Annotated in this window: 19 protein-coding genes and 1 tRNA gene; 12 read left to right on the forward strand and 8 right to left on the reverse strand. The window is 58.3% G+C overall.

Translation table 11 applies throughout. The features are described from left to right. Window positions 1-92 precede the first annotated feature (92 nt). The 4 genes from trxA to A3OQ_RS0109375 all read right to left on the reverse strand — a co-directional run bounded on the left by trxA (window position 93) and on the right by A3OQ_RS0109375 (window position 8,220). On the reverse strand, window positions 93-413 hold the full coding sequence (trxA, locus tag A3OQ_RS0109360; protein WP_020175126.1) for a thioredoxin TrxA: 321 nt from the start codon (window positions 411-413) through the stop codon (window positions 93-95). Between the two features lie 92 nt (window positions 414-505). Further along, window positions 506-3,952: a double-strand break repair helicase AddA gene (gene addA / locus A3OQ_RS0109365; protein ID WP_020175127.1), complete on the reverse strand. Its 3,447-nt coding sequence runs from the start codon at window positions 3,950-3,952 to the stop codon at window positions 506-508. Further along, entirely contained in the window at window positions 3,949-7,065 is a 3,117-nt protein-coding gene (gene addB / locus A3OQ_RS0109370; protein ID WP_020175128.1) for a double-strand break repair protein AddB, read from the reverse strand. The genes addA and addB overlap by 4 nt, the downstream gene beginning before the upstream one ends. Before the next feature lie 51 nt (window positions 7,066-7,116). Then, window positions 7,117-8,220: an acyltransferase family protein gene (locus A3OQ_RS0109375; RefSeq protein WP_020175129.1), complete on the reverse strand. Its 1,104-nt coding sequence runs from the start codon at window positions 8,218-8,220 to the stop codon at window positions 7,117-7,119. A gap of 298 nt (window positions 8,221-8,518) precedes the next feature. Between A3OQ_RS0109375 and A3OQ_RS0109380 the strand changes: the two genes are divergently transcribed. Next, window positions 8,519-8,592: transfer RNA gene (locus tag A3OQ_RS0109380), tRNA-Gly, on the forward strand. Between the two features lie 439 nt (window positions 8,593-9,031). Here A3OQ_RS0109380 and A3OQ_RS0109390 read toward each other — a convergent pair. Continuing rightward, window positions 9,032-9,388, reverse strand: a complete 357-nt coding sequence (locus tag A3OQ_RS0109390) for a phasin family protein (protein WP_020175131.1) — start codon at window positions 9,386-9,388, stop codon at window positions 9,032-9,034. Window positions 9,389-9,981: 593 nt separating this feature from the next. On the opposite strand from A3OQ_RS0109390, the gene A3OQ_RS0109400 reads away from it, so the two are divergent. The 5 genes from A3OQ_RS0109400 (at window position 9,982) to A3OQ_RS24695 (ending at window position 13,311) form a co-directional block, all read left to right on the forward strand. Then, on the forward strand, window positions 9,982-10,563 hold the full coding sequence (locus A3OQ_RS0109400; RefSeq protein ID WP_020175133.1) for an HdeD family acid-resistance protein: 582 nt from the start codon (window positions 9,982-9,984) through the stop codon (window positions 10,561-10,563). Window positions 10,564-10,612: 49 nt separating this feature from the next. Then, window positions 10,613-11,122, forward strand: coding sequence for a hypothetical protein (locus A3OQ_RS0109405; protein ID WP_020175134.1), 510 nt, complete (start codon window positions 10,613-10,615; stop codon window positions 11,120-11,122). A gap of 220 nt (window positions 11,123-11,342) precedes the next feature. Beyond that, entirely contained in the window at window positions 11,343-12,206 is an 864-nt protein-coding gene (locus tag A3OQ_RS0109410; protein ID WP_020175135.1) for a universal stress protein, read from the forward strand. 59 nt (window positions 12,207-12,265) lie between these two features. Further along, window positions 12,266-12,682, forward strand: a complete 417-nt coding sequence (locus tag A3OQ_RS24380; RefSeq protein ID WP_152428377.1) for a hypothetical protein — start codon at window positions 12,266-12,268, stop codon at window positions 12,680-12,682. Between the two features lie 374 nt (window positions 12,683-13,056). After that, a complete protein-coding gene (locus A3OQ_RS24695; protein WP_161607324.1) occupies window positions 13,057-13,311 on the forward strand; it encodes a hypothetical protein in 255 nt (84 codons plus the stop codon). Window positions 13,312-13,456: 145 nt separating this feature from the next. Here A3OQ_RS24695 and A3OQ_RS0109430 read toward each other — a convergent pair whose 3' ends face one another. Both A3OQ_RS0109430 and acuI read right to left on the reverse strand, forming a co-directional pair. Next, complete coding sequence (locus A3OQ_RS0109430) at window positions 13,457-13,897, reverse strand: hypothetical protein (protein ID WP_026595675.1); 441 nt, start codon at window positions 13,895-13,897, stop codon at window positions 13,457-13,459. Between the two features lie 485 nt (window positions 13,898-14,382). Next, window positions 14,383-15,381 (reverse strand): acrylyl-CoA reductase (NADPH), encoded by a 999-nt coding sequence (gene acuI, locus A3OQ_RS0109435; protein WP_020175139.1) that lies wholly within the window; start codon window positions 15,379-15,381, stop codon window positions 14,383-14,385. Window positions 15,382-15,580: 199 nt separating this feature from the next. On the opposite strand from acuI, the gene A3OQ_RS0109440 reads away from it, so the two are divergent. The 4 genes from A3OQ_RS0109440 to A3OQ_RS0109455 all read left to right on the forward strand — a co-directional run bounded on the left by A3OQ_RS0109440 (window position 15,581) and on the right by A3OQ_RS0109455 (window position 21,341). Next, on the forward strand, window positions 15,581-17,080 hold the full coding sequence (locus tag A3OQ_RS0109440) for an MmgE/PrpD family protein (protein WP_020175140.1): 1,500 nt from the start codon (window positions 15,581-15,583) through the stop codon (window positions 17,078-17,080). Between the two features lie 67 nt (window positions 17,081-17,147). Further along, a complete protein-coding gene (gene prpC, locus A3OQ_RS0109445; RefSeq protein ID WP_020175141.1) occupies window positions 17,148-18,341 on the forward strand; it encodes a bifunctional 2-methylcitrate synthase/citrate synthase in 1,194 nt (397 codons plus the stop codon). A 4-nt stretch (window positions 18,342-18,345) separates the two neighbouring features. Continuing rightward, window positions 18,346-19,266: a methylisocitrate lyase gene (gene prpB / locus A3OQ_RS0109450; RefSeq protein ID WP_020175142.1), complete on the forward strand. Its 921-nt coding sequence runs from the start codon at window positions 18,346-18,348 to the stop codon at window positions 19,264-19,266. 173 nt (window positions 19,267-19,439) lie between these two features. Continuing rightward, entirely contained in the window at window positions 19,440-21,341 is a 1,902-nt protein-coding gene (locus tag A3OQ_RS0109455) for a propionyl-CoA synthetase (protein ID WP_020175143.1), read from the forward strand. Between the two features lie 90 nt (window positions 21,342-21,431). Here the strand turns inward: A3OQ_RS0109455 and A3OQ_RS0109460 are convergent, their stop codons facing one another. After that, entirely contained in the window at window positions 21,432-22,514 is a 1,083-nt protein-coding gene (locus tag A3OQ_RS0109460; RefSeq protein ID WP_020175144.1) for a glycosyltransferase family 2 protein, read from the reverse strand. A 535-nt stretch (window positions 22,515-23,049) separates the two neighbouring features. On the opposite strand from A3OQ_RS0109460, the gene A3OQ_RS0109465 reads away from it, so the two are divergent. Together A3OQ_RS0109465 and A3OQ_RS0109470 are read left to right on the forward strand one after the other, a co-directional pair. Continuing rightward, window positions 23,050-23,844, forward strand: coding sequence for an enoyl-CoA hydratase/isomerase family protein (locus A3OQ_RS0109465; RefSeq protein WP_020175145.1), 795 nt, complete (start codon window positions 23,050-23,052; stop codon window positions 23,842-23,844). A gap of 155 nt (window positions 23,845-23,999) precedes the next feature. Continuing rightward, a complete protein-coding gene (locus A3OQ_RS0109470) occupies window positions 24,000-25,226 on the forward strand; it encodes a GGDEF domain-containing protein (RefSeq protein WP_020175146.1) in 1,227 nt (408 codons plus the stop codon). The last annotated feature ends 21 nt before the right edge of the window (window positions 25,227-25,247 follow it).

Consider the following 25,247-nt stretch of genomic DNA (forward strand, 5'->3'; position numbering starts at 1 on the left):
CTCGGCCCGGTGCCTGCCGTGCCCTGGGTCAAGCCAAGCAAAAAGGACCTCTTTCGAGGTCCTTTCCGAGTCCTGGACGAGAAATAACGCGATTAGAGCGCGTCCGAAATCCATTTCTTGAGCTCGCCCTTAGGTGCTGCACCGACCTTCTGAGTGGCCAGCTTACCATCCTTGAAGATCATCAAGGTCGGGATCGAGCGGATGCCATAGGTGCCGGCAACGCCCGGATTCTCGTCCACATTGAGCTTGGCAATGGTGACCTTGCCCTGAAGCTCGTCGGCGATTTCTTCAAGCGACGGGCCGATCATCTTACAGGGACCGCACCATTCCGCCCAGAAATCCACAACGACAGGCCCAGTGGCTCCGACAACTTCATTGGCGAAGTTGGCGTCCGTGACTTTCACAGTGGCCATTTTTATCTCTTAACGTTCGAGGAGGCGGGCCAATTCCCGCGACTGTTCGGCTGCAACGTAAGAAGCCGGCCCCCTGCCGTCAAGCCGCTCCTCTAAAGCGCCGCCAGGGCATGGTCGAGGGCGGATTCACTCAATGTCACGATCTTTGGCCCATAGGTCCAGATCAGCAGCATCCGCAGCTGTTTTTGCGGCCAAAGCGGTGCCAAAGCGGCGCGGTAAAGCGCCATTTGAATCAAATAATCGTGCGGCGTGTCACCGGCGTTGCAAGGCTGACCGGTCTTGAAATCGGCAACCAAGACATGCGTCTCATTTTCGGCGATACGATCGACTTGGCCGATGACGTCGATAGGCGTGCCCTTATGGATGATGCGCCCGGCGATCGGCACTTCGGCTTTGGAGCCAGGCGCGAAAAGCTGGACGAGCTCCGGCGCATCGATGACGGCCAAGACGTCTTCGACGATTTTGGCGTGTTCGAGCGGCTCTAGATCCTCTGCCCGCGCGGCGAGAAAGGCTTCGCTCATCGACGATCGGCGTTCAGGTGCGACCGCGGGCAGATATTGCAGCAAAACATGCATCAACTGACCGCGCCGCATGGCCCCGCGCTGCGCCGTCGAAATGGCCTTGATCTCGAAGGCATCGGCAGCGGCGAGCGCCGACGACGGCCGCAGCGGCGGACGTGGAGCGGCCTCATAGGCGACAGGCGCGCGCAGGCAATCGGGCAGCGCCGGAGCCGCATCGTGCTTCGCTGCAAGTGCGACGGGCGGCGGCACCGGCCTCGTGCCGGGCGAAAAGCGGCGCAGCAGCGTTTCCTCCCGGTTCCAAAATGCGGGGAAAGGCTCAAGATCGCTTTCGAGCGCGGCTTTAATCATGCCGTACCAGCACTCGGGCTGCGGCGCACGCGCACCATGAAAGCCAGCGATATAAAGCCGTTCCTCGGCGCGCGTGAGCGCCACATAGAGAAGCCGCCTGTATTCTTCCTCAGCGGTGTCCCGCGCGTGCTGCCGTGCAACCGCGACAGCCGTGCAATCCTCCGCCTTGCGCGGCGACCAGGCGAGGATCGTATCGTCGTCGGCACCGCGAAGCGCAAAGAGTTTCGGATCGTGATGCGAACCAGGTGCGCCGCACGTATCCGGCAAAAACACGATCTTGGCTTCGAGCCCCTTCGCCGCATGGACCGTCATTACGCGCACCGCGTCGGCACTTGTCTCCATGTCGCGCTTGACGGTCAGATCGATCTTTTCGAGACCGTCGAGAAACAGGCTGAGCGAGGGCGCCGGCTCCGTCTCGTGCAAAAGCGCCAGACGCAAAAACTCATCCATGGCATCGCAGGCCTCGGGACCAAGACGCGCTTCCATATCGCGGCGGCCATTATCCTCGCTTAACAGCCGCATGTAGAAAGCAAAGGGCAAGTCTTTCGCCGCGCGCAGACGCCAAGTAGAAACCTTGGCAAAGGCTTGTTTGTGCGTCTCGACCGGCGATTGAGCCAAAGCCTCGAACAGGCTGCCGGTGCGGCGCGGCGCGATCATCATCAGATCATCATCGTCCAAGCCGACGAGCGGCGATTTCAAGACCGTCGCCAAACTGAGATCGTCTTGCGGCAGAAGTGCTACGCGGCCCACCGCGATGAGATCCATCACAGCAATATGCGCGGTGAGTTCGAGGCGGTCGGCGCCGGCGACCGGCACATTGGATTGTTTCAGTGCGCGGATCACGGCTTCGAAAAAAGGTCCGCGCGTGCGCACCAGGATCAGAATATCGCTCGCGCGGATATTGCGCGGCAGTCTCGTCTTCGAGTCGAAGACATATTCGCCGAAGCTGCCGAGCAAGTCTGCGATCTTGGCCGCGATGCGATTTGCGACGATGCTCGGCGGGTCCTGTTCGTCGAGCGCGTCGAGCGGCAGGCTCCAATCGCTGGGCGCATCGCGCTGCTGCGCGCCGGCAAGCGGCCAGAATTCGATGAGGCCCGGCAGGTCGCGTTTCAGAGCGGCGTGCTCGATCCAAATATCCTCGACGACGCCCTTTTTATGCTCGGGCCGATCGAAGATCCTGTCAACCGCGTTCAAGACCGCAGGAACCGAACGAAACGACATGTTCAGCTCGACATGCGCGAAAGCCTCATTGCCGGCCTTGAATTTCTTCTCCAGCATGCGGCGCATCTGATGAAACATATGCGGCGCCGCACCCTGGAACGAAAAGATCGATTGCTTGTCGTCGCCGACGGCAAAGAATGTGCGCGCCGTCGATCCGGCGCCCGCGCCGACGCCAAAATCGCTCATCAATTCTTTGAGGATCTTCCATTGCGCTTCGCTCGTATCCTGCGCCTCATCGACGAGAATATGATCGATGCCGCGATCAAGCTTATAGAGCACCCACCGCGCATCGGAGCGGGCCAAGAGCGCCAATGTTTTCTCGATAAGATCGTTGAAATCCAGGAGCCCCCGCGCACCCTTGAAATGCTCGTAACGTGCGAAAACCTCACGCGCGATGGCGAGAAGCGCGTTCGTGCGTTCGACAATCGCCACGGCCTTGCCTTTGTCGCGCAATGTTTCAAGGCGTCGCTGCTCGCTTTGCAACTCGGCCAAGAGATCGGGGCGCGCTTTGGCCGGCGTGCCGGTCATAAGATTTTTAGCAGGCGTGCCCTTGCCTTCTTCGGTGAAGAAGATTTGCAGATAGAAATCGGCGCACACTTCCGGCTGCTGCATGCGCAAAGTACCAGCGGCTTCACGAAAGAGAGCCGCGCGGCCCTGATCCGTCACCTTCGAACTTTGATCGAGGAAAGCCGCGATCTCATTCCAGCGCGCGGGAGGAATGCCGCCTTCGATCATCTCCCGTGTGACCGAAGCGGTGCTGTCGTCCGGGCTCAGAAGAAGAGCCCGCCGCAGCCGCGCCTCATGCGCGCTGGGCGGCATTTTGCGGAAGAGAAAGGCATGGCGCATCGCCTCTTGGACGATGCCCTCGAAACCATCATCCGAGGTTTCGGTGACAAGCCGCTCAAGATGCGCGCCAAGCATGCCTCTGTCTTGCGCGGCATACGTCAAGACGTCGAGACGCGCCTGTTCGAGCAAGCCTGCCTGGCGCAAATCCTCCAGCACTTCGAAACGCGCGGGTACATTGGCTTCAAACGGAAAGACATGCAGGAGCCTTTCGCAAAAGGCATGAATGGTCTGGATTTTGAGGCCGCCCGGCGTTTCCACCGTTCGCGCGAAGAGACGGCGCGCGAAGATCAGCACCGCATTGTCCCGCGCCGTCGCGCCGGTCTCGATAATGGCGGCGCGCAGAGCCTGATCGTCGAGCCGCGTCCATTCGGCCAGCGCTTCGAACACGCGCTGCGCCATATTGGCCGCCGCCGCCTTCGTGAAGGTCAGGCACAGGATTTTGGCGGGCGGCACGCCATTGAGCAGCAGGCGCAAGACGCGCTGCACGAGAACATGCGTTTTGCCCGAGCCCGCATTGGCCGAGACCCAGACCGATTGCGCGGGGTCCGACGCATTATGCTGCCGGACCCGCGTATCGTGCGGAATGTCATTGGCGAGTGTCATGCCGCGCCCTCGTCAATACCGCCGGCACTCCATTCCTTGACGCGCGCCAGGTGATCATAGGCATTGTAGCGTGCCGCATATTTCGGAAAAGGCCGGGCCGGATAGGGCTGAGACTCATCGCGCAACTGATTGAGCAGAAGGACGAGATCGTCGTAATGTTTCTGCACGACGGTTTCAAAAGCGACTTTGCCTTTTTCAAAGCGAAGCAGCCGTTCGAAACTCTTGGCGCCGCCGAGCTTCAGATAAAGCGCCTCCCTCACAGGTGACGCCGGACCGAATGCGCCGCGTTCCGCCATGGCGGCCTCAAGCGTCAATTGCGGTGCGAAGCCGACTTGCACTTCCTTGAGGCCGGGCGGCGCGCCGGTCTTGTAATCCAGGATGGCGAGGCTGCCGTCGCTGAGATGTTCGATCCGGTCCGCGATGGCCGAGAGCGTGAAGACCGATCCATCGCTTAGGGGAATATCGAGCGTGCCTTGGATCTCCACGTCGATATGGGTGATCGTCTTGCGCCGCACCGCTTCGACGTTCAAGAGAAACGCGATCTCTTCTTCGATGCGGTGCCAACGGAAGGTTGCAAATTGCGGATCTTGCAGATAGATGGCGCAAAGATCTTTCAACAACGCCGTCAGCACGGTGCCAGCTTCCGGCGGCAAGGGGCCGGACGGATAAAGTTCGGTGAACTTCGCCAAAGCCTCGTGCATGACCATGCCGACGGCGCGCAATTCGATCTCTTGCGCGATAGGCGGCAGTTCGGCGAGCCTTAGAATGGATTCGGCGAAGATCGCATAAGGGTCGCGCCGCAGCATTTCGATGCGCGTTACGCTGAGCCGCGTGGGCCGGAGCTCAAGCGGCGGTTTCGGCGCCGGACGCTTGACCGTTTTAGCCCCGGTTTCGGGCCGGTCGATTGCGCGGGCGAGCGCGAGAATGCTTTCGCCGCGCGTGACAGAGGTTTCCCATGCAGGGCCGCCAAGCGCTGCGAGGCGCTGAATGAAACGGGAGGCGACCGTCGGCGTCCCGCCGCGTTTGGCGGCGCGCGAGAGAATAACGCGCCGGCTGCCCATGGCCTGCGTGAAATCATGGGCGGTCTGACCAATCTTGCGTTCGGGCGGCGTCAGACCCAGTTCGGCACGCATGGGCCGGTTGAGGAAGGCGTCGCTTTGCGCCTGCGGCGGCCAGATTGTTTCGTCGAACCCGCCAAGTACCATGACGTCGGCTTCCATCAAGCGCGCTTCAAGCAGGCCGAAAATCTTCAGCCTTGGATGCGCGCGGGCAGGCCCTTGCAGACGCGTCTCCTGCGCGACGCGCATGAAAAAATAGGCGTAGGATTCGGCCTCGAACATCATGCGCTGGGATGCGTGGGCGCCCAATTCGTCGAAAAGCATGTCGAGCGCGTCGCGGTCTTCGCCGCCGCTGCCGATCCCATCCTCGCCCTTGGTCGCTGCCGCGAAAGCGCGCCGATGCGCATCGATCCAAGCTGGCAGAGCGTAGCTGCCTTGAAGCTCATGCAGCGGCGCCAGGGCGCTTTTGAGGCGCCGCAAAAGATCTTCAAGCAAAGCCCACTCGCGATCCGCGATCCGCCTCTGGGCCGGATGCGATTTTCCTTGCGCCGCCTCGCGAGCGGTGGCCACGGTCTTCGCCGGATCGGAGAGATCGAAGCTGATGGGCGCTCGCGCGATGCCGATTTCGTAAAGCGGCCATAGGGCTTCGATTTTGTCCCGCGGCAATCCAAACCGTGCCAAGGGATGTTGCAGCAAGGCAAGAAGATCGACGTGGTCTTGCGTCGCGCTTGCGATGAGCCTTGCGAGCCGCCCATGCGGGCTTGCGCTCAATGTCTCGCCGGCGGAATCGTCGACCTCTATCGCCCAGCGTGCGAGTTCCGCCTTCACGCGCCGCGCAAGCTCGCGATCCGGCGTGACAAGCGCCGCCGTCTCATGCGGATGCGCGAGGACTTCACGAAGGGCGATGGCGAGACAAAGCGCTTCTTCGCGTTCATCCGCAGCCTCGATCAGCGTGACGCCTTCGAGCGCCTGCGCGAGATCGGCATCGCTCACCGCTTCGCGATAGAAGCGCCAGAGATCGGTCGTATCGGCCGGGCGCAAGGCCTCGGACACAAAATTTTGCCGTGCCGCGAGTGCAGGCGTTGGATCGCCGACCTGAGTGACCTCCTCGCGCTTGATCGCGAGTGCCGGCAGGAGCCGCGCCAGCGCCGCTTGCGGATGGCCGAAACAAGGTTCCGTGCCCTCGCTGACACCGGCCGAGATGAGAGTCCACGCCGCTTCGTCGAGATGGACATCGAGCCCCGGCAGGACGACGGCGCCTTGTGGCGCGCGCGCGATGGCTGCGAGAAGTCGCGCGGTGGCGCGATTGGTGCCAGTCGAGCCGATGGCGATGACGGGGCCCGCACGGCCGGAGAGAATGCGCGCGCTTTGCGCATCGACGAGTTGCATGCGGCGGCGTGCCGGGTCGACCAAGCCTCGCGCATCGAGAATATGCGGCCATTGCCGGATCGCTATATCGAGAAACTCGATTGTGATGCGCCAATACATGTCGAATTCCGGCAAGACCAGCGGATCGAGCCTCGTCCATTCGACATCTTCGATGATCAATTCGTCGATCAGGCCTGCGAGTTCCGCGGCGAGATGCCAGGCATCGACGGGCGATTTACCGACGATCGGCACCTCATCGGGATCGATGGCGCGGTTGCCCGCTGCATCGATCGAGACGATGGCATGGGGCAGGCTCGCCGCCCAGGCCAGCACGAGATCGGATAGAAGCATGCGCCGCAAAATGTCGTTGGCAGCGAGCGGCAGATCGGGATCGAGCGGGGAATCGAGGCCCGTTTCTTCGAAGAAAAGATCTGTCTCGGTCGCGTCGAGCGCGCCAAGCGGCAGGAGACGCGGCAAAAGCGTCGCCGGGCGATCGAGGGCGTGGGCCAGTTCATCCGCCAGCGCGCGGGCCGCGCGTCGTGTCGGCACATAGATTGTCGCGTCGGCGATCTCGAGCGGGCCAAGCGCGCGTGAAAAACCCGCGATGATCTCGCCGTCGAGCAAGGCTTTGACAAACGTCTTCAGAAAAGGCGCGCCGGGCGGGATTGAAAAGACATTGGGGCGCATGGTTCGGTCATTCGTGAAGGGCGGCTTTGCTCTTTGCAAAGATGCCAAAGTCTATTCGGCGCTTCTCGGCACGGGATCATTCGTTTCCTGCGCTTTTTTGCGCGAGGACAGATAGCGTCCGGCAGCGATCGTCGGCTTTTCAATAGCTTTATGGAGACCCGCAGACAGTCCCAAGACAATCGCCAAAGTCAGCGCCAGAGCAAGCGGAAAACCCAAGCCGCAGGCCAGCATCAACAGCTTCAGAAGCGAATAGCCGATCAAGGCGTGAATGAGATAGAGCGGATAGCTTATATCCGCCAGACGGTCGAGAATGGCGACATTTCGAATCGAGTCGCGCATCACGAAGAGAGCGGAAAACACGATAAGAGCATAAAAATAGTTGATGGTGATCGCGGGAAACAAATTGGCATAAACGCCATATTTCCAGCAGATGACGAACATCAGCGAAAACGCGGCTATTCCTGCGATCAAGGCCTTTGCCGTGATCAAGTTGCGCAAGCGGTAATGAAACAGCACGCCGATCAGCATGAAAACCAAAAACGCGGCGTTCGCCTGGATGATCGGGGAGAGCGCCAGCATAGTCGCCGCGGTCAGCGCGAGCGCCACCGAATATAGAGCGGCCAATGATCCGAGCCGGATAAAAGGCGCGATAAGCGCCATGATCACATAGAACTTCAGCTCTGTCAGCAAGGTCCAATTGACCGTGTCGAAAACGGGCAGATAGAGCAGGTCTTCGATCAAAAACGCATTAGCCAGAATCTCTTTATTCGAATGGACAAAAGGCAGTCCCCAAAAATGCGCATTCGCAGCGATAACGGAAAGCTGGAGGGCGAAGCCCGCGAAATAGGTAGGATAAATTCTCAAAGCGCGCGCGGCGAGAAAGGTCAAAGACGTATGGTGCGCCAGCGAGAAGGGGAGAACCAATCCGCTGATCAAGAAAAATAGGCCGACGCCGAAAGCCCCGGGGTTGAACGAGATGAGGCTAAAAACATTTTTCAGTGCGGAAATGAAAGTGGGAGTCGGCGGATTCTGAGCGGGCGTGCTTGTGATCTGGCCTATGATGTCGGAATTGTTCCAGAAGACGCCCAGATAATGCGTAACGACGACACAAAGCGCGGCGATACCGCGCAGTTGGTTAGCGAATACGACGCGCATTTGATGCTTTGCCGTACCGGCGGGGCTCGGAAACGATCACCGTCTACAAGTGCCTCTCGAACTGCATAGCGCAAGACGGGCTCATGTATCATGGCGCAATAAGGCTGTTCGGTGGCCGGCCTGCAAATCCGTAGGCGTAATCGTCCGTCGCTCGGGATCGCACGCCGTATTCACACATGTGGATGGATGGCGAAATCAGCGCGATCTCAATAACATAAAGCGCGGGTTGATGATTTCGATAAGTGCTTGATGCGAAAGGAAAGGCAGCGTAGGCTTATCTCTGCCGCCGATGCCATGCGCGGGTGTAGTTCAATGGCAGAACGGCAGCTTCCCAAGCTGCATACGAGGGTTCGATTCCCTTCACCCGCTCCAATTTTAACTCTCCGCGAATGTTATCCTCCGCCTTTTATCAGGTCACTTCAGTGATCTGGCTCCTTTGGGCCAAAAAGCGATGAGAATCCTGGTCAGAATCGCCGCGTGGGCACGGCGTTATTCGCTCGAGCAGCATCGGATTTCCGTTCCCCATTGAACGGCCAGATACCCATAAATTTTCTTATCATCGCAGCCTTCCGGCGAAACTCGCGACGCATGTTCAAGATGACGTGCAGCTCGCCTGGGCGTCGAAAATCGTCACGTTCGAAATGATCTTCCCGGACAAGCAATCTGCAGGACGCCAGGTTCAAAGTGACCGCCGTTGCGGCCAGATGCAAAGATATAGGACCAGCCACGCCGGGATCGAAACCAATCGCATCCGGGCCGCGTTTCTCGATGCTTCCGACGTCTTCGCGGCTACAATATTAATCTGGAGCCATTAATCTGGAGCCTTGAATCCATCGATCGTTTGCAGCTTGGACAAAACGGCTTCCGCAGGCTTCGAAACGTCTTTGGCAAGTCTGGAATAGAGTTCGCCGATCTTCGCCGCCTGAGCCACAAATCGCTCATAGTTAGACTTCGCGTATTCGGACTGAATTTGAATCAGGTCCTCAAGCGATTTTGCCGTCAGCAGTTTCTCCAGATACGCCGCGTTCGCCTCCAGAGACTCCTTGGAGAAATCAGTTGTTTCGGCGGCAATCGTCTGGAGCCCCTTCGCAAGCGAAGCGGCAACAGAACTCGCCGTCTCAAGCTGTTCCTTCCCTAATTTCTGGACTTCATCGAATTTGTTGGTCATCACGCTAGGTCCTTATGCCGATTGAAGGAAACTACTGCGGTTGCACTGATTACCCGATTTGGCCGATGATAACGCCGATACGCTCGACATATTTTTAATGATCGCGCACAAAAGCTGTATGTCTCTCGAAGGCTGCGCGATTTCCCATCCTTTGAAGGCTCGTTATCACGAGAACCTCTCCCATTATAAAACTGCGACGCCCACATAAAAATAAACCATATAATGTCAGCGACGGATCGATTTGATCTGGCACAACTCGCGGTAACGTTTTCCGGGTAGCATCAGTAATCGACGCGGTGGGTCGATCTTGATCGGTGTATTAATAATTAGGCATTCTACTGCGACACCTAGGTGGATTTGGCGCTGATTTCTAAAGGGCATGGCCGGCACTTTGTTGAACAAAGTTGGCACGCCCGTTTTGATGCCTTGCAAGTAATCCCGTTGACCGCCCCAATATCGCCTGGAACAATAAAGGTACCTGCCGCTAGTGCCGCGATTTTGAGAATCCGCTCGAAAGCTAACGGCCGCATAAAGTCCAGCTAACAAGATAAATTTGCGTTTATCATCTCATCACGAACGAAGAAGGGCGCATCATGCCTCCGCTCAAGCTATCTGCTGCCACATTCCCCGCTTTGACCCAATCAATGCATGACCACTGGGGGGTATTTCTCGCAGAGGGGATTATTTTAAGTCTGCTCGGACTCGGAGCGATTGCTATTCCCCCCATCGCCGGTCTTGCCGCGACGGTCTTCCTCGGCTGGCTGTTTCTTATCGCGGGCGTGGCAGGTCTCGTTTCGACATTCCGAACACGCCATGCGCCAGGCTTTGGATGGTCGCTGCTATCGGCATGCGCCGCGGTCGTCGCCGGTGGCATATTGCTGTGGAACCCATTGCAAGGCATGGCAACCCTTACCTTTGTTCTGACAGCCTTTTTCATCGTCGACGGCATTATGACGATCGCTCTTGCTTTTGAGCATCGCCGCGAGCTGTCGGGCAAATGGGAGTGGATGATGCTAAATGGCGTCGTCGATTTGATCCTTGCCGGCATCATTATTTCCGGTTTCCCGGGTACACTGGTCTGGGCGCTAGGTCTCCTCGTCGGTATCGACATGCTGTTTGGTGGTGCTGCGCTCGTCGCAATGGCATTACAGGCACGCAATGCACCTTTAAGGTGATCGCCTCGCAGCTTTAATCGAAGTCGCATGCATACTGAGGCCGTCAAATATGTCTGTTACCGTCCGCTGGCTGCTTCATGACTCGCCATTCATCGCAATGCTGTTGCTCGCATTCGTGGGCTTGGCTTTTCGTTTGCCTGTCGCTTATTGGGTTATTCTGACGCCGATATTCGGTGTCATTTCGATCGTCGCAGGATGGCGCCATTTTGAAACAAGACAAGCACGGCTGGCGCTGGTCACTTCTCTGGCTCTGAATTGGGGCGCCTTAATAATCGCCATTTATCTACTCTACAATAGCGGCGTGCGGGGCGTGCTGAACGCCAACGCCAATTCACTCGCTATGATGATCTTGTTGGCGCTCGGCACTTTCGTAGCCGGCGTCCAGGCAAGGGTATGGCAGATCTGCGCGGTTGGCGTCGCTCTATTCCTTGCGGTGCCGGCTCTTGGGTGGCTCGATCAATCACCATTGCTTTTGACGGCTGTCACGCTGGTGATCATTGCGCTCGGTGGTCTTACATGGTGGGTGAGCCAGGGGCAGCGCGATGACGTCAAGCCATAGCATTGACGGCAGCAACCTGTGGCCTTCTTAGCACGCCAAATGGGGTCAAGCATTCCGGTTACTGCACTCGCCGCCATGGCACCAAAGCGCGAGATGCCACGAAGGCTTCATGTCTGAAAGAATAGTCAGAGCGTCTGAAGTCGCTGACTAAGTCGGATCGCAGCGGCTATATCGTCCGCACAGGGTGAGGACAGAGCACAAGGAGAGGGCGGTTTCTGACATGGCATTGAAAGACATTTTAGTTCGCCTCGATCATACCGAAACGGGCTTTGCGCGACTCGACCTTTCGGCTGAATTGGCGCGGCGGCATGGGGCTCGGCTGACCGGGCTCTATGTTCGAGATCAAAGCATGGCTCACGAAGCATCCATTCAGGCTGGCGAATTGGGTTTGGCCTCCGCAGCCGCCATAAGTGAGGTCAATCAGCGTATCGACCAGGCTCTTTTGGATGAGATGTTAAAAACGCAAGAGCGTTTCGAGCGTTCGCTTCGTGAAAAAGATATCCAAGGCGAGTGGCGATGTCACAACGGCCCCGCTAGAGACGCGATGTCGTCTATGGCGCGTTACAAGGATCTTTGCATCGTCGGAAGCAATCCACTTGACGATGAAAGATTTCCTCTGGTTCGAGAATCTGCGGAACAAGTCATCTTTCTCTCGGGGAGACCGGTGCTGATTGTGCCGCCTGATACGTATAGTTCGAAGATAGGAACGCGGATCGTGATTGGCTGGGATGCGAGCCGCGCGGCGACACGCTCGGTTAATGATGCTCTTCCTCTTATCGTGAAGGCCGAACAGACCGAGGTTGTCGCCGTTAATCCGAAGACGCGTGAGGGGGATCGTAATGAAGAGCTTCCTGGGACCGAAATCGCCGAGCACCTTGCGCGGCATGGCGCAAAAGTATCGGTCACCTGTCTTCACGAAAAGGGAGATGCCGGCGATATCTTGCTACGACATGCTCGCGAATGCGGTGCCGATTTACTCGTCACAGGCTGCTACGGGCATTCGCGGATCGCGGAGTTTCTGCTGGGTGGGACGACACTTTCTTTGTTAAATCAAACCGGCATGCCGGTGCTGATGTCCTATTGAGATGGCGCCGGCCGCGCGGGCATATCGACTGACATTGCCGGTCGGAAATGGAGCTTCGGATGGCCGTACGCGTGTCTTGCTTCCGCCCTGCAATGCGTAAAAGCACCCTGCACCTTGGCTTGACGTTGGGCCTTGCACTGGCACTGACCTTTCATTCGCAAGCTTCTGCCAAGCTGAAAGCTTGCAACCGAGGTGACATCAAACCAACTGTGAGCGGTGTTACTCTAAATGCAATTGCGAGATCGATTGAAGCAGATCATCCGCCGTGGCGAATAGATAGGCGTAAACTCCTGAGCGTCGGTTCAAAAATCGACCCCCGCCAAAAAATCGCGGGAGTGCCCCATGCTCTGACCAAGGCTCTCCCTCAATATGCGCGCTATGAATATTTTCTCACGAAGAGATACATTGTCATCGTTCATCCGCTGAACCGTCGCATAGCTTATCTTTTGCCGTTTTGCCCGCTGCCGCATTCTTGATCCGGATCCGGGCGGATGATCGTTCAGAGGACAAGGCCGTGAAGGCGTGAAAGTGACGCAATTGGTCCAGTGCCCTTTTTGGCAGCGGTCGCCAAAGATTCTGTAACAATCCTATCCATGGAGGCTGTGCAGTGAATGATTGTCGTCGAATGTTCAAGGTCCTGGCCGTCATGGCGATGGTCTCTGCACCTCAGCCTGTCTGGGCCGCTTTCAAATGCCCGGCCGCAGAGGCCGCCAAAGGAAGCAGTGAGCCGAGTCTAAGCTCCGATGAATTGCCGGGGAGCGAGCCGACCATCAGCACGCCATTGAAGAGCGCGATAGATCGGATGAAAGCGAAAGGCATAAAAAATGGAGATATTCTAGATCATCTGGTCATGGCCTATTGTGCCCGCATCGACGCAAATCCCACTTTTTCCGACGATAACAAGGCCGAGCGGGTTCGCCATTTCGCGTCCAATCTCGCCGACTTCATCTATAGGGGGCCGAATAATATTGAAGAAGATATTCTGGTCGATGTCCCTCTGCCGCCGCCGCTTTACGACCGGCTTCGACATGCTGCCGAAAAGGCGAATATCAGCGACAAGGCCTGGATCGATCAAGCGATCAGGAGTCAGCTTGCCAAACCTTAGGACCAAGCCAACGGTGTCAGAAGCGATGGGGCGTTTGGTTTCTCCGCGCCGCATGTAACGATCGGGCTCATCAATTCGGCTGCAATCGGCAACTGACTGGCCATAGCAGATCAGCAGCACCAGCCGGACTGGAGCTCAAGCGAGATCATTGGGCGGTTTCGGCAGGGGCGGACTCGGCGGGGACGGTCTCGGTGGACGCAGCCGCGGCGGGGGCGCCGGTCTGACCTTCAACATTGTGATGGGAGGTTTTGATCAGTATCTGCGCGAAGATCAAGGCGGTGCAGAATGCGAGGATAAAAATGACGCTCACACGATTGCCGCGCACCGCTTGGACCGCCTCTCTCTTGCCTATGGCGAGAACCGGCTTTCCTATGGCGAGAACCGGCTTTGGCTTCGGCAGCAAGGCGAAAAGCCGATCTATTGTAATTTGGCTATTCGTTGCCTTTTCACCTGCCGCAGGCTGATCCGGCATCAAAAGCGCTAAGACCTGGAGCGCCATATCCTTTGGCATTTTTGAAATGCGCGCCGCCTCCTTCCAGGGATCGCAGCCGGAACGGGCGATCGCGGAGGCCATCGTAAGCTGCATCCCGTTCTTCTCGCTGCAAATGATGGCATACAGGAAAGCATCGTACTCGGGGTCAAGCGGGGGAAATGCCATAGACATGGATGATCCGATTTTGGGTTCGCCGCGGCAGAGTTTAGCGCGGCCTCGGTGGCGTCCTATTTCGATTTCAATCCTGTGGACAGTTAATCGCACGGCAAAGGGAGAGTGCCCCCAAGGTAGCTAAGTTCCGGCGCGCAGGCTGCGAAGGAAGAAGACACCCTGAAAGCGGCTCGTTAATCATGTATCCGCAGGCTACACACATATGGGTAGCCTTAGCCGTCTTGGTAAGTCTCCAATGGATAAGACATGCAATCGCTCTAAATCGTTGGAATGGAGCCGGCAGCAGGGGCTTTGCTGCGGAAGCCTCCCGCCTGCTGCGAAAAGCTGATGCCGCGTCGACATGATTCCGAGCTGCCATTGGCTCATTACTTTTTATAAGATTCACACACGGACTGCCGTGATGCAACTCACGCCATTGTCTGCGTATTTGGCATGCTGATCACTAAGCGGCCTCGGACTTCGCCATCAAGAAGATCGCGGGCAGCATCTATCGCATCCGCCAAGGGAATGGTTTGCGACATGCGGTCGAGCGCGGCGAAATCGATCTGGCGCGCGAGGCGGTCCCAGGCCTCCTGCCGATCAGCCCTGGAGCGATAAACCGAGTTGATGCCAACGAGCGTGACTCCGCGAAGGATGAATGGCGCGACGGAGGCCGGAAAATCCATGCCTTGTGCAAGACCGCAGGCTGCCACGACACCATTGTCCTTCATTGCCGCGCAAGCGTTGGCGAGCGTATGGCTGCCGAGACTATCGATGGCTCCCGCCCAGCGCGCCTTGGCAAGCGGCTTTCCCGGCGCCGCCAATTCGGCGCGGTCTATCACCTCATCAGCGCCGAGACCGCGCAGATAATCGGCTTCCTGCACGCGCCCCGTGGACGCGACGACGCGATAACCCAAGCGGTGCAGAATGAGGATCGCGACGCCGCCGACACCGCCGCTCGCGCCGGTGACGACGATGTCGCCTTTATCCGGCGAGAGGCCGTGGTGTTCGAGCGCGATGACACTGAGCATCGCCGTGTAGCCGGCCGTTCCGAGCGCCATCGCATGCATTGTGCTGAGCGTCTCCGGTACCGGAATGAGCCAATCCGCCTTCACGCGCGCCCGTTGCGAAAGACCACCCCAATGCGACTCGCCGACGCCAAAGCCATTGAGCAGCACGCGGTCGCCAGGGTTGAAGCGAGGATCGGCGCTTGTCTCGACGGTGCCGGCGAAATCAATACCAGGGACCATCGGAAACTTACGGACGATCGGACTTTTGCCGGTGATGGCGAGTGCGTCCTTATAATTCAAAGTTGAGTATTCAACGGCGACCGTGACGTCGCCTTCCGGCAGACGGGCTTCATCGAGATCGCAGAGAACAGCTTCGGTCCCGCCGTCCGTCTGGTCGACCAAAATGGCTTTGAACATGAGATCCTCTTAATCGCGAGAGGGCAGGGCTTGGCGAAAATTTCGGCCTGGCATTCCTTTTGGCGGATTTGCAATGCCTCGCCGATTGCGTACCCTGGAGTTCTGTCTGTCAAAGATCGGGCTCGCGCGACCTTAAAGTGGTCACCCCCAAAACATCGACTGGAAATTTAGTAACATTCACCCCAGGCAAAGGCGATCGATGCAGACCTATGATGTGAACGTACATCCAGAAAGCGAGCGTCTGCCGCGCCACGCGCAATTGGCTTGGAAGATCGCCGAAGTGGCAAACGACCCTGTGGAAGTTTCAGCCGACGTGACCGAGATGGCCATCAATCGTATCATCGACAATGCATCGGTGGCGATTGCTTCCGTCAACCGGCATCCGGTCGTGACCGCACGCGATCAGGCGCTGGCTCATTCGCGCGCCGGCGGTGCCACGCTTTTCGGCTCACCGGCAGATATTCGTGTCCATGCCGAGTGGGCCGCCTGGGCCAATGGCGTCGCAGTCCGCGAGCTCGATTATCACGACACATTTCTCGCCGCCGAATATAGCCATCCAGGCGATAATATTCCGCCCATCCTGGCGGTCGCGCAGCAGATGAATCGCAGCGGCCACGACCTCGTGCGCGGTTTGGCGACCGGCTATGAAATTCAGGTGGATTTGACCCGCTCTATCTGCCTGCACGAACATAAGATCGATCACGTCGCGCATTTGGGACCCTCTGTCGCGGCCGGATTGGGGACACTCCTTGGTCTCGAAACGGAAGTCATCTATCAAGCCGTGCAGCAGGCACTGCATGTAACGACCGCGACGCGCCAAAGCCGCAAGGGCGAAATCAGCTCCTGGAAAGCTTTCGCGCCAGCGCATGCCGGGAAATTGGCCATAGAAGCCGTCGACCGCAGCATGCGCGGCGAAGGCGCGCCGAGCCCGATCTACGAAGGCGAAGATGCAATCATCGCCTGGATGCTCGACGGGCCTGGCGCCCATTATCATGTGCCTTTACCCAGTCCGGGAGAGGCGAAGCGCGCGATTCTCGATACTTATACGAAAGAACATTCCGCCGAATATCAAAGTCAGGCTTTGATCGACCTTGCCTTCAAACTCGGCAAAGAGATCACCGATTGGGAGGCCGTCGAGGAGATCGTCGTCGAGACAAGTCATCACACGCATTACGTGATCGGCACCGGCTCGAAGGATCCGCAAAAATTCGATCCGACGGCATCACGCGAAACGCTCGATCATTCGATCATGTATATCCTTGCGGTCGCGCTGCAGGATGGCTCTTGGCATCATGTGCGCTCCTATTTGCCCGAGCGGGCGCAACGCCCTGACACGGTGCGGCTCTGGCGGAAGATCAAAACAGTCGAGGATCCGCGCTGGACCGAGCGCTATCATACGCCGGACCCGACTTTAAAGGCGTTCGGCGGCAGGATCATTATTCGCTTGAAAGATGGAACCGAGATCGCCGACGAACTCGCCGTCGCCAATGCGCATTCGCTTGGCGCGACGCCGTGGAAACGGCCTGACTATATCCGCAAGTTCGAGACTTTGACCGAGGGCCTGATCGAAGCCGGCGAGGCGAAGCGCTTCCTGGAGCTCGTGCAGCGTCTTTCTTCGCTTAAGCCCGAGGAGCTTCTTCTCCTTAATGTGGCTGTTCCAGCGGCTACGCTTGCCAAGGGGCATCCGGGCCTTTTCTAGTTGAGAAGACATCCGCTGTTCCACGCCAAACGATGCGAACACGGGTATAATTTAAGGGAGAGCTTTCATGTCGAGCGTTGAAGCGGCCGCGCCATCATTGGCGGCCCCGCCGCCCAAGAAGTCGGTCGCTCTATCCGGCATCGTTGCCGGAAATACGGCGCTCTGTACGGTGGGGCGCAGCGGCAACGATCTCCACTATCGCGGCTACGATATCCTGGATCTGGCGGAGAGTTGCGAGTTCGAAGAGATTTCGCATCTTCTCGTCCATGGCTCCTTGCCCGACGCAGCGCAGTTAGCCGCCTACAAGACGAAGCTGCGCGCCCTGCGTGGTCTGCCGCAGGGAGTGCGCAAAGCTCTCGAGACCTTGCCCGCCGCGACGCATCCTATGGACGTTCTGCGCACCGGCGTTTCCGCGCTCGGCTGCATGCTCCCGGAGAATGGCGATCATCCGGCCGCGGGCGCTCGCGACATAGCCGACAGGCTGATCGCGAGTCTCGGCTCGATGCTGCTTTATTGGTATCACTTGTCGCATAACGGCAAATATATCGAAGTCGAAACCGATGATGAGACCATCGGCGGCCACTTTCTGCATCTGCTTCACGGCAAAGAGCCGTCGCCCGAATGGGTCCGTGCGATGCATACGTCTTTGGTCCTTTATGCCGAACATGAGTTCAATGCGTCGACCTTCACCGCCCGCGTTATCGCCGGCACGGGCTCCGACATTTATTCGGCGATCACCGGAGCGATCGGCGCGTTGCGCGGTCCCAAACATGGCGGCGCCAATGAAGTCGCTCTCGAAATTCAGCGCCGCTATGCGAACCCGGACGAGGCAGACATCGATATCAAGCGCCGGCTCTCCGCGAAGGAAGTCGTGATCGGCTTCGGGCATCCCGTCTATACGATCGGCGATCCGCGCAATCAGGTCATCAAACAAGTCGCCAGAAGCCTTTCGGAGCAGGCCGGAACAACCTCGCTTTACGACATTGCGGAGCGGATCGAGACCGTCATGCAGGAGGGCAAGAAGATGTTTCCCAACCTCGATTGGTTCAGCGCGGTCTCCTATCATATGATGAATGTACCGACAGCCATGTTCACGCCACTCTTCGTCATCGCAAGGACCACGGGATGGGCGGCGCATGTCATCGAACAGCGCGAAGACGGCAAGATCATCCGGCCGACCGCCAATTACACTGGACCGGAGCCGCGTCCCTTCACACCCTTGGCACAGCGCGGCGGCGCCATGGCCGAAAAGGGAAATTGAGCCTATGACCTATCTCGTCGCGGCCGACCTTCCTGATCAGCCCGCAGGTGTTCGCTTTCGTGCGCTGCTCGCGCGGCCGCAGATCCTGCAATTGCCAGGGGCCTACAATGGGCTTGCCGCGCAACAGGCCCGCGCCGCCGGCTTCGAAGGTCTTTATCTCTCCGGCGCGGCGATGACGGCTTCGATGGGCCTCCCGGATCTTGGTGTCATTACGGTCGATGAGGTCTCTTTCTTCATCCGGCAGATCGCACGCGCTTCCAATCTTCCGGTTCTGGTCGATGGCGACACCGGCTATGGCGAAATCCTGAACGTCATGCACATGGTGCGGACCTTCGAAGATGCCGGCGCCGCCGCCGTTCATATCGAAGATCAGCTTCTGCCCAAGAAATGCGGTCATCTCAACGACAAGAAACTTGCCGATCCGCGGGATATGGCCGCCAAGGTCACAGCGGCTGCGAAGGCCAGGCGTCATCTCGCTATCATCGCGCGCACCGATGCGGCTGGAAGCGAAGGCATGGACGGCGCCGTCGCACGCGCCAAGCTCTATATCGAGGCCGGTGCCGATGCGATTTTTCCTGAGGCCCTGACTGACGCGGGAATGTTTACGGAATTCGCGCGCCGGATGCCGGGTGTGAAGCTTCTCGCAAACATGACCGAGTTTGGAAAGACGCCCTTCTTCACGGCGGCCGAATTCGAAGCCATGGGCTATGCCATGGTGATTTGGCCGGTCAGCGCGCTCCGGGTCGCGGCGAAAGCCCACGAACATCTCTATGCCGCGATCAAACGCGATGGCGGCGCGCAGAACGAGCTCGAGCGCATGCAAACGCGCACCGAACTTTATGCGACGATCGATTATCAAAGCTACGAGACGCTCGATAGCTCGATCGTCAGAACCATTACGCCGGACGGCATGCCCCGGCGTTAAAGCATCGGACCGAAAAGTGCGAAGCGGTTTTCGGACCAATCCGATGCGATTAAAAAACTGAAGACTGGAGGCAAACGCCTCCTGCCTGTCCAGCTCAAACAAGAGGCACTCCCAGTGCCCGTAAAAATGTGGCGCTTCGCATGACATAACCCGCAAGGGGCCGGGAGGACATCATGAGCAGCCGTTATCATGAGACGTATCAGCTCTGGCAGAGCGATCCGCATGATTTTTGGCGCAACGCGGCGCAAGCGATCGATTGGATCAAACCGCCGGACACGCTGTTTGATCCCGACGCCGGCGTTTACGGCCACTGGTTTCCCGATGCGACCTGCAACACCTGCTGGAACGCCATTGACAGGCATGTCGCGGCGGGACGGGGAGCGCAGATCGCAATCATCTACGACAGCCCCGTGACCGGCATCGTCCGGAAGATCACTTATGCCGAACTGCGCGACGAGGTCGCGACTCTCGCGGCGGTGCTGCAAGAGCATAACGTCGGCAAAGGCGATCGTGTCGTCATTTACATGCCAATGATTCCGCAAGCGCTTTTCGGCATGCTGGCTTGCGCGCGCATCGGCGCCATTCATTCCGTCGTCTTCGGCGGTTTCGCCGCAAAGGAACTCGCGAAAAGGCTCGACGATGCGCGGCCGAAACTGGTCTTGACGGCATCATGCGGCCTCGAGGGCAGCCGCATCGTTCCTTATAAACCGCTGCTCGACGCGGCGATCGATATGGTGGATGTCAAACCGAAGGCCTGCCTCGTCTGGCAGCGAGCGCAGGCTGAAGCCGAGCTCGTCTCCGGGCGCGATTATGACTGGTCCGATGCAATCGCCAAAGCCGAAGCCGAAGGGCGCGAGGCATCCTGCGTCGAGGTCAGGGCGACCGATCCGCTCTATATTCTTTACACGTCGGGGACCACCGGCATTCCGAAGGGAGTCGTGCGCGACAATGGCGGCCACATGGTCGCGCTCGCATGGTCGATGCCGCATCTTTACAATATTTCCCCGGGCGAAGTGTTCTGGACCGCATCCGATGTCGGCTGGGTCGTCGGTCATAGTTACATCGTCTATGCCCCCTTGCTCCGGGGTGCTACGACGGTGCTCTACGAAGGCAAGGCCGTCGGATCTCCCGACGCAGGCGCTTTTTGGCGCGTGATCGCCGAACATAAAGTCGTAAGCCTGTTCACGGCACCGACGGCCTTCCGCGCCATCCGCAAAGAAGATTCCGATGCAAGCCTGCTTCGCAAATACGACATCTCGTCGTTGCGCGCTTTGTTTCTCGCCGGCGAGCGTGCCGATCCGAATACGGTGCAATGGGCCGAAGCGGTTCTGAAGATTCCGATCATCGATCATTGGTGGCAAACCGAGACGGGTTGGTGCATCGCCGGAAATCCGGTCGGTCTCGGCGGCTTGCCGGTCAAGCATGGATCGGCCACCGTCGCAATGCCCGGCTATGAGGTCGCAGTCGTCGATGAAGGCGCCCAACTGGCGGCGCGCGGGCATATGGGCTCGATCGTCATCAAACTGCCTTTGCCGCCCGGTGCTTTGCCGACCCTCTGGCAGCAGGACGAGCGTATGAAGGACAGCTACTTCGCCGAATTTCCCGGTTATTATAAAACCTCGGACGCTGGCTTCGTTGACGCGGATGGCTATATTTTCGTGATGGGCCGAACCGACGACATCATCAATGTCGCCGGCCATCGGCTTTCGACGGGCGGAATGGAGGAAGTTTTGGCGGCGCATCGCGATGTCGCGGAATGCGCGGTCATCGGGATAAAAGACGAATTGAAGGGCGAATGCCCCTGCGGATTTGCCGTCTTAAAGGCCGGTGTAACCCGAAAGCCGGAGGATATCGAAGGCGAGCTCGTTCAATCGGTCCGAGACAACATCGGCGCCGTGGCCGCCTTCAAACTCGCCATCGTGGTCAAGCGTCTGCCCAAGACGCGCTCAGGCAAAATACTGAGAGGTACGATGAAGAAAATCGCCGACCACAACCCTTGGAACATGCCTGCGACGATTGAAGATCCGACCGTCCTCGACGAGATCGCTGCGGCGCTCCAAATGCGTGGAATATGAGAGCGTGGGTCGTTCTTGTACGATCGGCGGTTCAGGCTGCCAAATGTGGGACATTCTGCGATGCCGCCTTCGACTTGCGCTGGCAACGATCTACGAGTCGGCCGGAATGAGCCTGCATGCCGCCAATGCGCGGCGATGCCAGGTGAGCTTACGTCTGGATCGTCTCACGTCGGCGCAATACCATATATCCGTGCCGAGTTCTTGAAGGCGATGGCTAAAGGTACAACGACGGGTCACAGACTGTTCGAGAGGATTCAAAATCTTCGCGAGCGCACACAGCACCCAAGCAATGGGTTTGGTAGCGAGCCAGTGATTCATTATCCGGGCACGCCGCGGGCCTGTTTCCAACTCTCTCCTGAATCCAGAGATCGCAGATTGAAGCGCGTCAAGTTCGCTTGGAATGAGCGCGACATGTTGCGTTTGCAGCGGCTGCGGCAGAGACGCGAGCAGGGAGTCGAATTGGTCCGTTTCGATAGGTGCCGCGGGATGCTCTTCATCGGCGAGAAGCTCGGGCAGATAATTATAGCCGAACTTCCAGCTTGAGCCGGGGCGCAGTCTCTCGTAGCGGCGTAGCTTTTCGAGTCGCTCTTCGGCGCTGCGTAAAAGAACATCGCAGTGAATGAAATAATGGTCTTGCGGCGCGTAGCCGGTGTTTTCTTGCGGAAGTCTAAAGCCCGGAGTGTGGATCTCGTTGCAATAATCGACGTCACGATGCCGGTAGAGCCGCAGTTGCGCGTTGAGATAAGTTGGGTCTGAGACGGTGTAGAATTGCGACCACAGGCGGCTGTAGACGATGCGATCTTTTTTGCGAAAAAGCTCGCGCCGGGACAGGTGCCAGCCGGTGCGATTCGATTGGCATCCGATCTCTTGTGCCCATCGCAATAGCCCGGTGGACGGAAATTCATCATCGTCCAGGCGATAGATCCAATCCTCGCTCACCATTTGCGACGCAAATGCAGGCATGCCGAATTCGACAAAGTCGCCACCGGGCTCAAAGAGGCGGATATCCGCGCCGGCATCTCTCAGTACAGCTTCCGTCCGATCACGGGTTCTTGAATCGACGATATAGAGCGGCTCTATTCCGATCGCTCGGTATGCTTTTAGAAATTGACCAATCCAACGTTCACTGTCCCGCGTTGGGACAACGACCTTGAAATTACACCCGTTGAACATGCTGCAAACCCACAAGAACGCAGTATGGAATGTTCAGAGACAAAGGATGGTGCACCGTGGAAAATCCCTCTAATAAGTATAACTACCTATAGCAAAAGCCACAAGGCGGGACCGCAATACTTGAGCAGATCGGCCCAGGTCTAAATCCAGCGTGGCTTCCCAAGCCTCGAAGCATCGCCGGATCCGGTACTCCTTGGGAATAATTCCAATCTTTTACGTCAATGATGACACTATGACCGGCTAAGTTGTCCCGTGGACAAGCATATTTGATGAAACGGGAGCGAGTCCCGATTGTCATCAGGGCAGGAGTCCGAACGCAAGGATGCCGGCTCTTCGTCGTTAAACACGCAAATTTGCCTCTGTTAAATCCGCAAGGGTGATGGCCAAAAGGTCTATTTGGCCATGTTCATCCTGACTATCAGGGAAATCCGGCAATTTTAAAGTCTTGCCTCAATATCCCTTCACCGGCTCCGGTTTTGACTTTAATTCCGTGTCATCGTGATTCCTAAGCCTCTAGATTTTATAGGACCGCCGTATGCCAGGGCTAGGCTCGTTCGACACTCTTCTTATCGCGAAAACCGCGCCGATCGCGCAAATCACGCTCAACCGGCCTGACGTCCTCAATGCGTTGAACCGGCGGGTGATCGCGGAACTCGCCGCGGCGATGCAAGAGCTTCGCGCCGATGAGGCCATACGCGGCGTCATCCTCACGGGAAGTGGCGACAAGGCTTTCGCGGCGGGGTCCGACATGGACGAGCTGAGCGGACTGACTGCCGCCGAGGCCAAAGCCCTGGCGCGCGAGGGGCAGGCTTTGATGGATCTCATCGAAACGCTCGGCAAGCCGGTCATCGCGGCGCTGAACGGATATGCCATCGGCGCCGGCTGCGAATTGGCGCTGGCCTGTACCATGCGCATCGCCGCGGAGCACGCGAGGCTCAGCCAGCCCGAGGTGCGCATGGGACTCATCCCCGGCTTCGGCGGCACGCAAAGGCTCCCGCGCCTGATCGGCAAGGGACGCGCGCTGCAGATGATTCTGTCGGGCGATATGATGGATGTGCAGGAAGCCTGCCGGATCGGCCTCGTCGATGAGGTCGTTCCCAAGGGTAAGTTGATCGATCGGGCGGAGGCCGTGCTTTTGACCATCGCATCCAATGCGCCGCTGGCGGTCCGCTACGCGCTCGAGGCGGTCAACTCCGGAATGGAGATGACGCAGTCCGAGGGGCTGCGGCTCGAAGCCGATTTGTTCGGGCTCGCCGTTTCCTCCGAAGATCTGAAAGAAGGCATGGCCGCGTTTTTCGAAAGACGCAGGCCGCGGTTCACCGGCCGATGAGCGTTTTGAAACGCAGCCGATCGTGCTAGATGCCTGCGGCGGGTTCGATATTCGCCGTGAATTGACGCCGCCTGGGCCTTACGGTCTATTTTTGCTCTGCACTTGACTTGCTGAGAGGGGACACGGCCATAAGCACGCCGGGCGTTGTCGCAGATATGTCTCTGCCCGAGGGCACCGATCTCGAGGCTGTCGAAGAAGCCATTGTGTCGAGGCACTGGCTGCTGCGGTTCTCGCCGAAGCTGGAAACGCTCTTCGAACAAGACACCGGCAAACAAAGATGCCGCGAACTCATCATTCGCGCCTATATTGGAATCATTATATACGATCTTTTCGCCATCGCCGATTGGTGGGCGACGCCGGAGCTGTTTTCGACAGCGCTTTGGGTGAGACTGATCTTTTTTACGCCACTGGCGCTTGTTCTGATTACGATCCTCTATACGTCGCCGCCGGTTTTCCTCCGCGAAAGCCTCATGTGCATCGGCGGGGGTGCTCTCGCGACGGTGACCATCCTTTATCTCATGGCGATGAGCGTGCCTGCGCCGCAAGCCACCTTGCACCAATCGATGATCCTGGTCGTACTCTTCCTGACAGTCGTACAGAGGATAAGGTTCTTATATCTCGCGCCGACGTGTCTCGCCTTCCTGGCCGTACACGCCTTTTCGCTGGAAAGATATTACGGCTATTCGATCGGCCAGCAGGTCGCGATCAATATGGTTTTTGGCGGCGCCGTCATTTTTGCTCTTATCGCTTCCTATTCAATGGAGCGCGATCTGCGTTTGCATTACCTGTTGTCGCTGCGGGGCCGCATACAGAACCGCGAACTCGACATGATCAGTCGGCGCGACGCCTTGACAGGGCTCGGCAACCGCCGTTCGCTGGAAGAAACTTTGGAATTTTGCGAGCAGTCCATCGGCTCGTCCGACGAATTTTCCATCGTGCTGCTCGACATCGATCATTTCAAGATGTTCAACGATACGGCCGGACACCAAGCAGGCGATATCTGCCTCAAACGTGTTGCCGGCATTATCCAGGCCGAGTTGCGCGGCCAGGCCGATCATGCCTTCCGCTTCGGCGGCGAGGAGTTCATCGTGGTTCTTCAAAAGACCGCATTGGCGAGGGCCATCACAATTGCCGAGCGTATGCGGCAGGCTCTCGAAAGCGCCGCCATTCCGCATCCGGCGCTTGCGCCTGGCTCCGTTGTCACCGCCAGTTTCGGCGTTGCCTGCGCCCAACCGGGCTGCGACGTGCATGCCACGGATATCATCGCCAGCGCCGACGCGGCGCTTTACGCGGCCAAGCGCAATGGACGCAATCAAGTCTGGCCGCGCTTCGTCTCCGTCGATGGCGATCTTGGATCTTTGAGATCGTCCGGAACCTGCTGACGCGTCCTGACCAGTGGGCAC

Origin of the sequence: Methyloferula stellata AR4, from assembly GCF_000385335.1 — a bacterium.
Lineage (GTDB): Bacteria > Pseudomonadota > Alphaproteobacteria > Rhizobiales > Beijerinckiaceae > Methyloferula > Methyloferula stellata.

Excerpts from the sequence above, each read along its gene's own strand:
- A3OQ_RS0109400 (WP_020175133.1), top strand. The coding sequence starts at position 9,982 with ATGCCTCCGCTCAAGCTATCTGCTGCCACATTCCCCGCTTTGACCCAA.
- addA (WP_020175127.1), bottom strand. The coding sequence starts at position 3,952 with ATGACACTCGCCAATGACATTCCGCACGATACGCGGGTCCGGCAGCAT.
- A3OQ_RS24695 (WP_161607324.1), top strand. The coding sequence starts at position 13,057 with ATGGCCTATTGTGCCCGCATCGACGCAAATCCCACTTTTTCCGACGAT.
- A3OQ_RS0109390 (WP_020175131.1), bottom strand. The coding sequence starts at position 9,388 with ATGACCAACAAATTCGATGAAGTCCAGAAATTAGGGAAGGAACAGCTT.
- prpB (WP_020175142.1), top strand. The coding sequence starts at position 18,346 with ATGACCTATCTCGTCGCGGCCGACCTTCCTGATCAGCCCGCAGGTGTT.
- acuI (WP_020175139.1), bottom strand. The coding sequence starts at position 15,381 with ATGTTCAAAGCCATTTTGGTCGACCAGACGGACGGCGGGACCGAAGCT.
- A3OQ_RS0109470 (WP_020175146.1), top strand. The coding sequence starts at position 24,000 with ATGTCTCTGCCCGAGGGCACCGATCTCGAGGCTGTCGAAGAAGCCATT.
- A3OQ_RS0109405 (WP_020175134.1), top strand. The coding sequence starts at position 10,613 with ATGTCTGTTACCGTCCGCTGGCTGCTTCATGACTCGCCATTCATCGCA.
- trxA (WP_020175126.1), bottom strand. The coding sequence starts at position 413 with ATGGCCACTGTGAAAGTCACGGACGCCAACTTCGCCAATGAAGTTGTC.
- A3OQ_RS0109455 (WP_020175143.1), top strand. The coding sequence starts at position 19,440 with ATGAGCAGCCGTTATCATGAGACGTATCAGCTCTGGCAGAGCGATCCG.
- addB (WP_020175128.1), bottom strand. The coding sequence starts at position 7,065 with ATGCGCCCCAATGTCTTTTCAATCCCGCCCGGCGCGCCTTTTCTGAAG.
- A3OQ_RS0109430 (WP_026595675.1), bottom strand. The coding sequence starts at position 13,897 with ATGCAGCTTACGATGGCCTCCGCGATCGCCCGTTCCGGCTGCGATCCC.
- A3OQ_RS0109460 (WP_020175144.1), bottom strand. The coding sequence starts at position 22,514 with ATGTTCAACGGGTGTAATTTCAAGGTCGTTGTCCCAACGCGGGACAGT.
- A3OQ_RS0109410 (WP_020175135.1), top strand. The coding sequence starts at position 11,343 with ATGGCATTGAAAGACATTTTAGTTCGCCTCGATCATACCGAAACGGGC.
- A3OQ_RS0109440 (WP_020175140.1), top strand. The coding sequence starts at position 15,581 with ATGCAGACCTATGATGTGAACGTACATCCAGAAAGCGAGCGTCTGCCG.
- A3OQ_RS0109375 (WP_020175129.1), bottom strand. The coding sequence starts at position 8,220 with ATGCGCGTCGTATTCGCTAACCAACTGCGCGGTATCGCCGCGCTTTGT.
- prpC (WP_020175141.1), top strand. The coding sequence starts at position 17,148 with ATGTCGAGCGTTGAAGCGGCCGCGCCATCATTGGCGGCCCCGCCGCCC.
- A3OQ_RS0109465 (WP_020175145.1), top strand. The coding sequence starts at position 23,050 with ATGCCAGGGCTAGGCTCGTTCGACACTCTTCTTATCGCGAAAACCGCG.
- A3OQ_RS24380 (WP_152428377.1), top strand. The coding sequence starts at position 12,266 with ATGGCCGTACGCGTGTCTTGCTTCCGCCCTGCAATGCGTAAAAGCACC.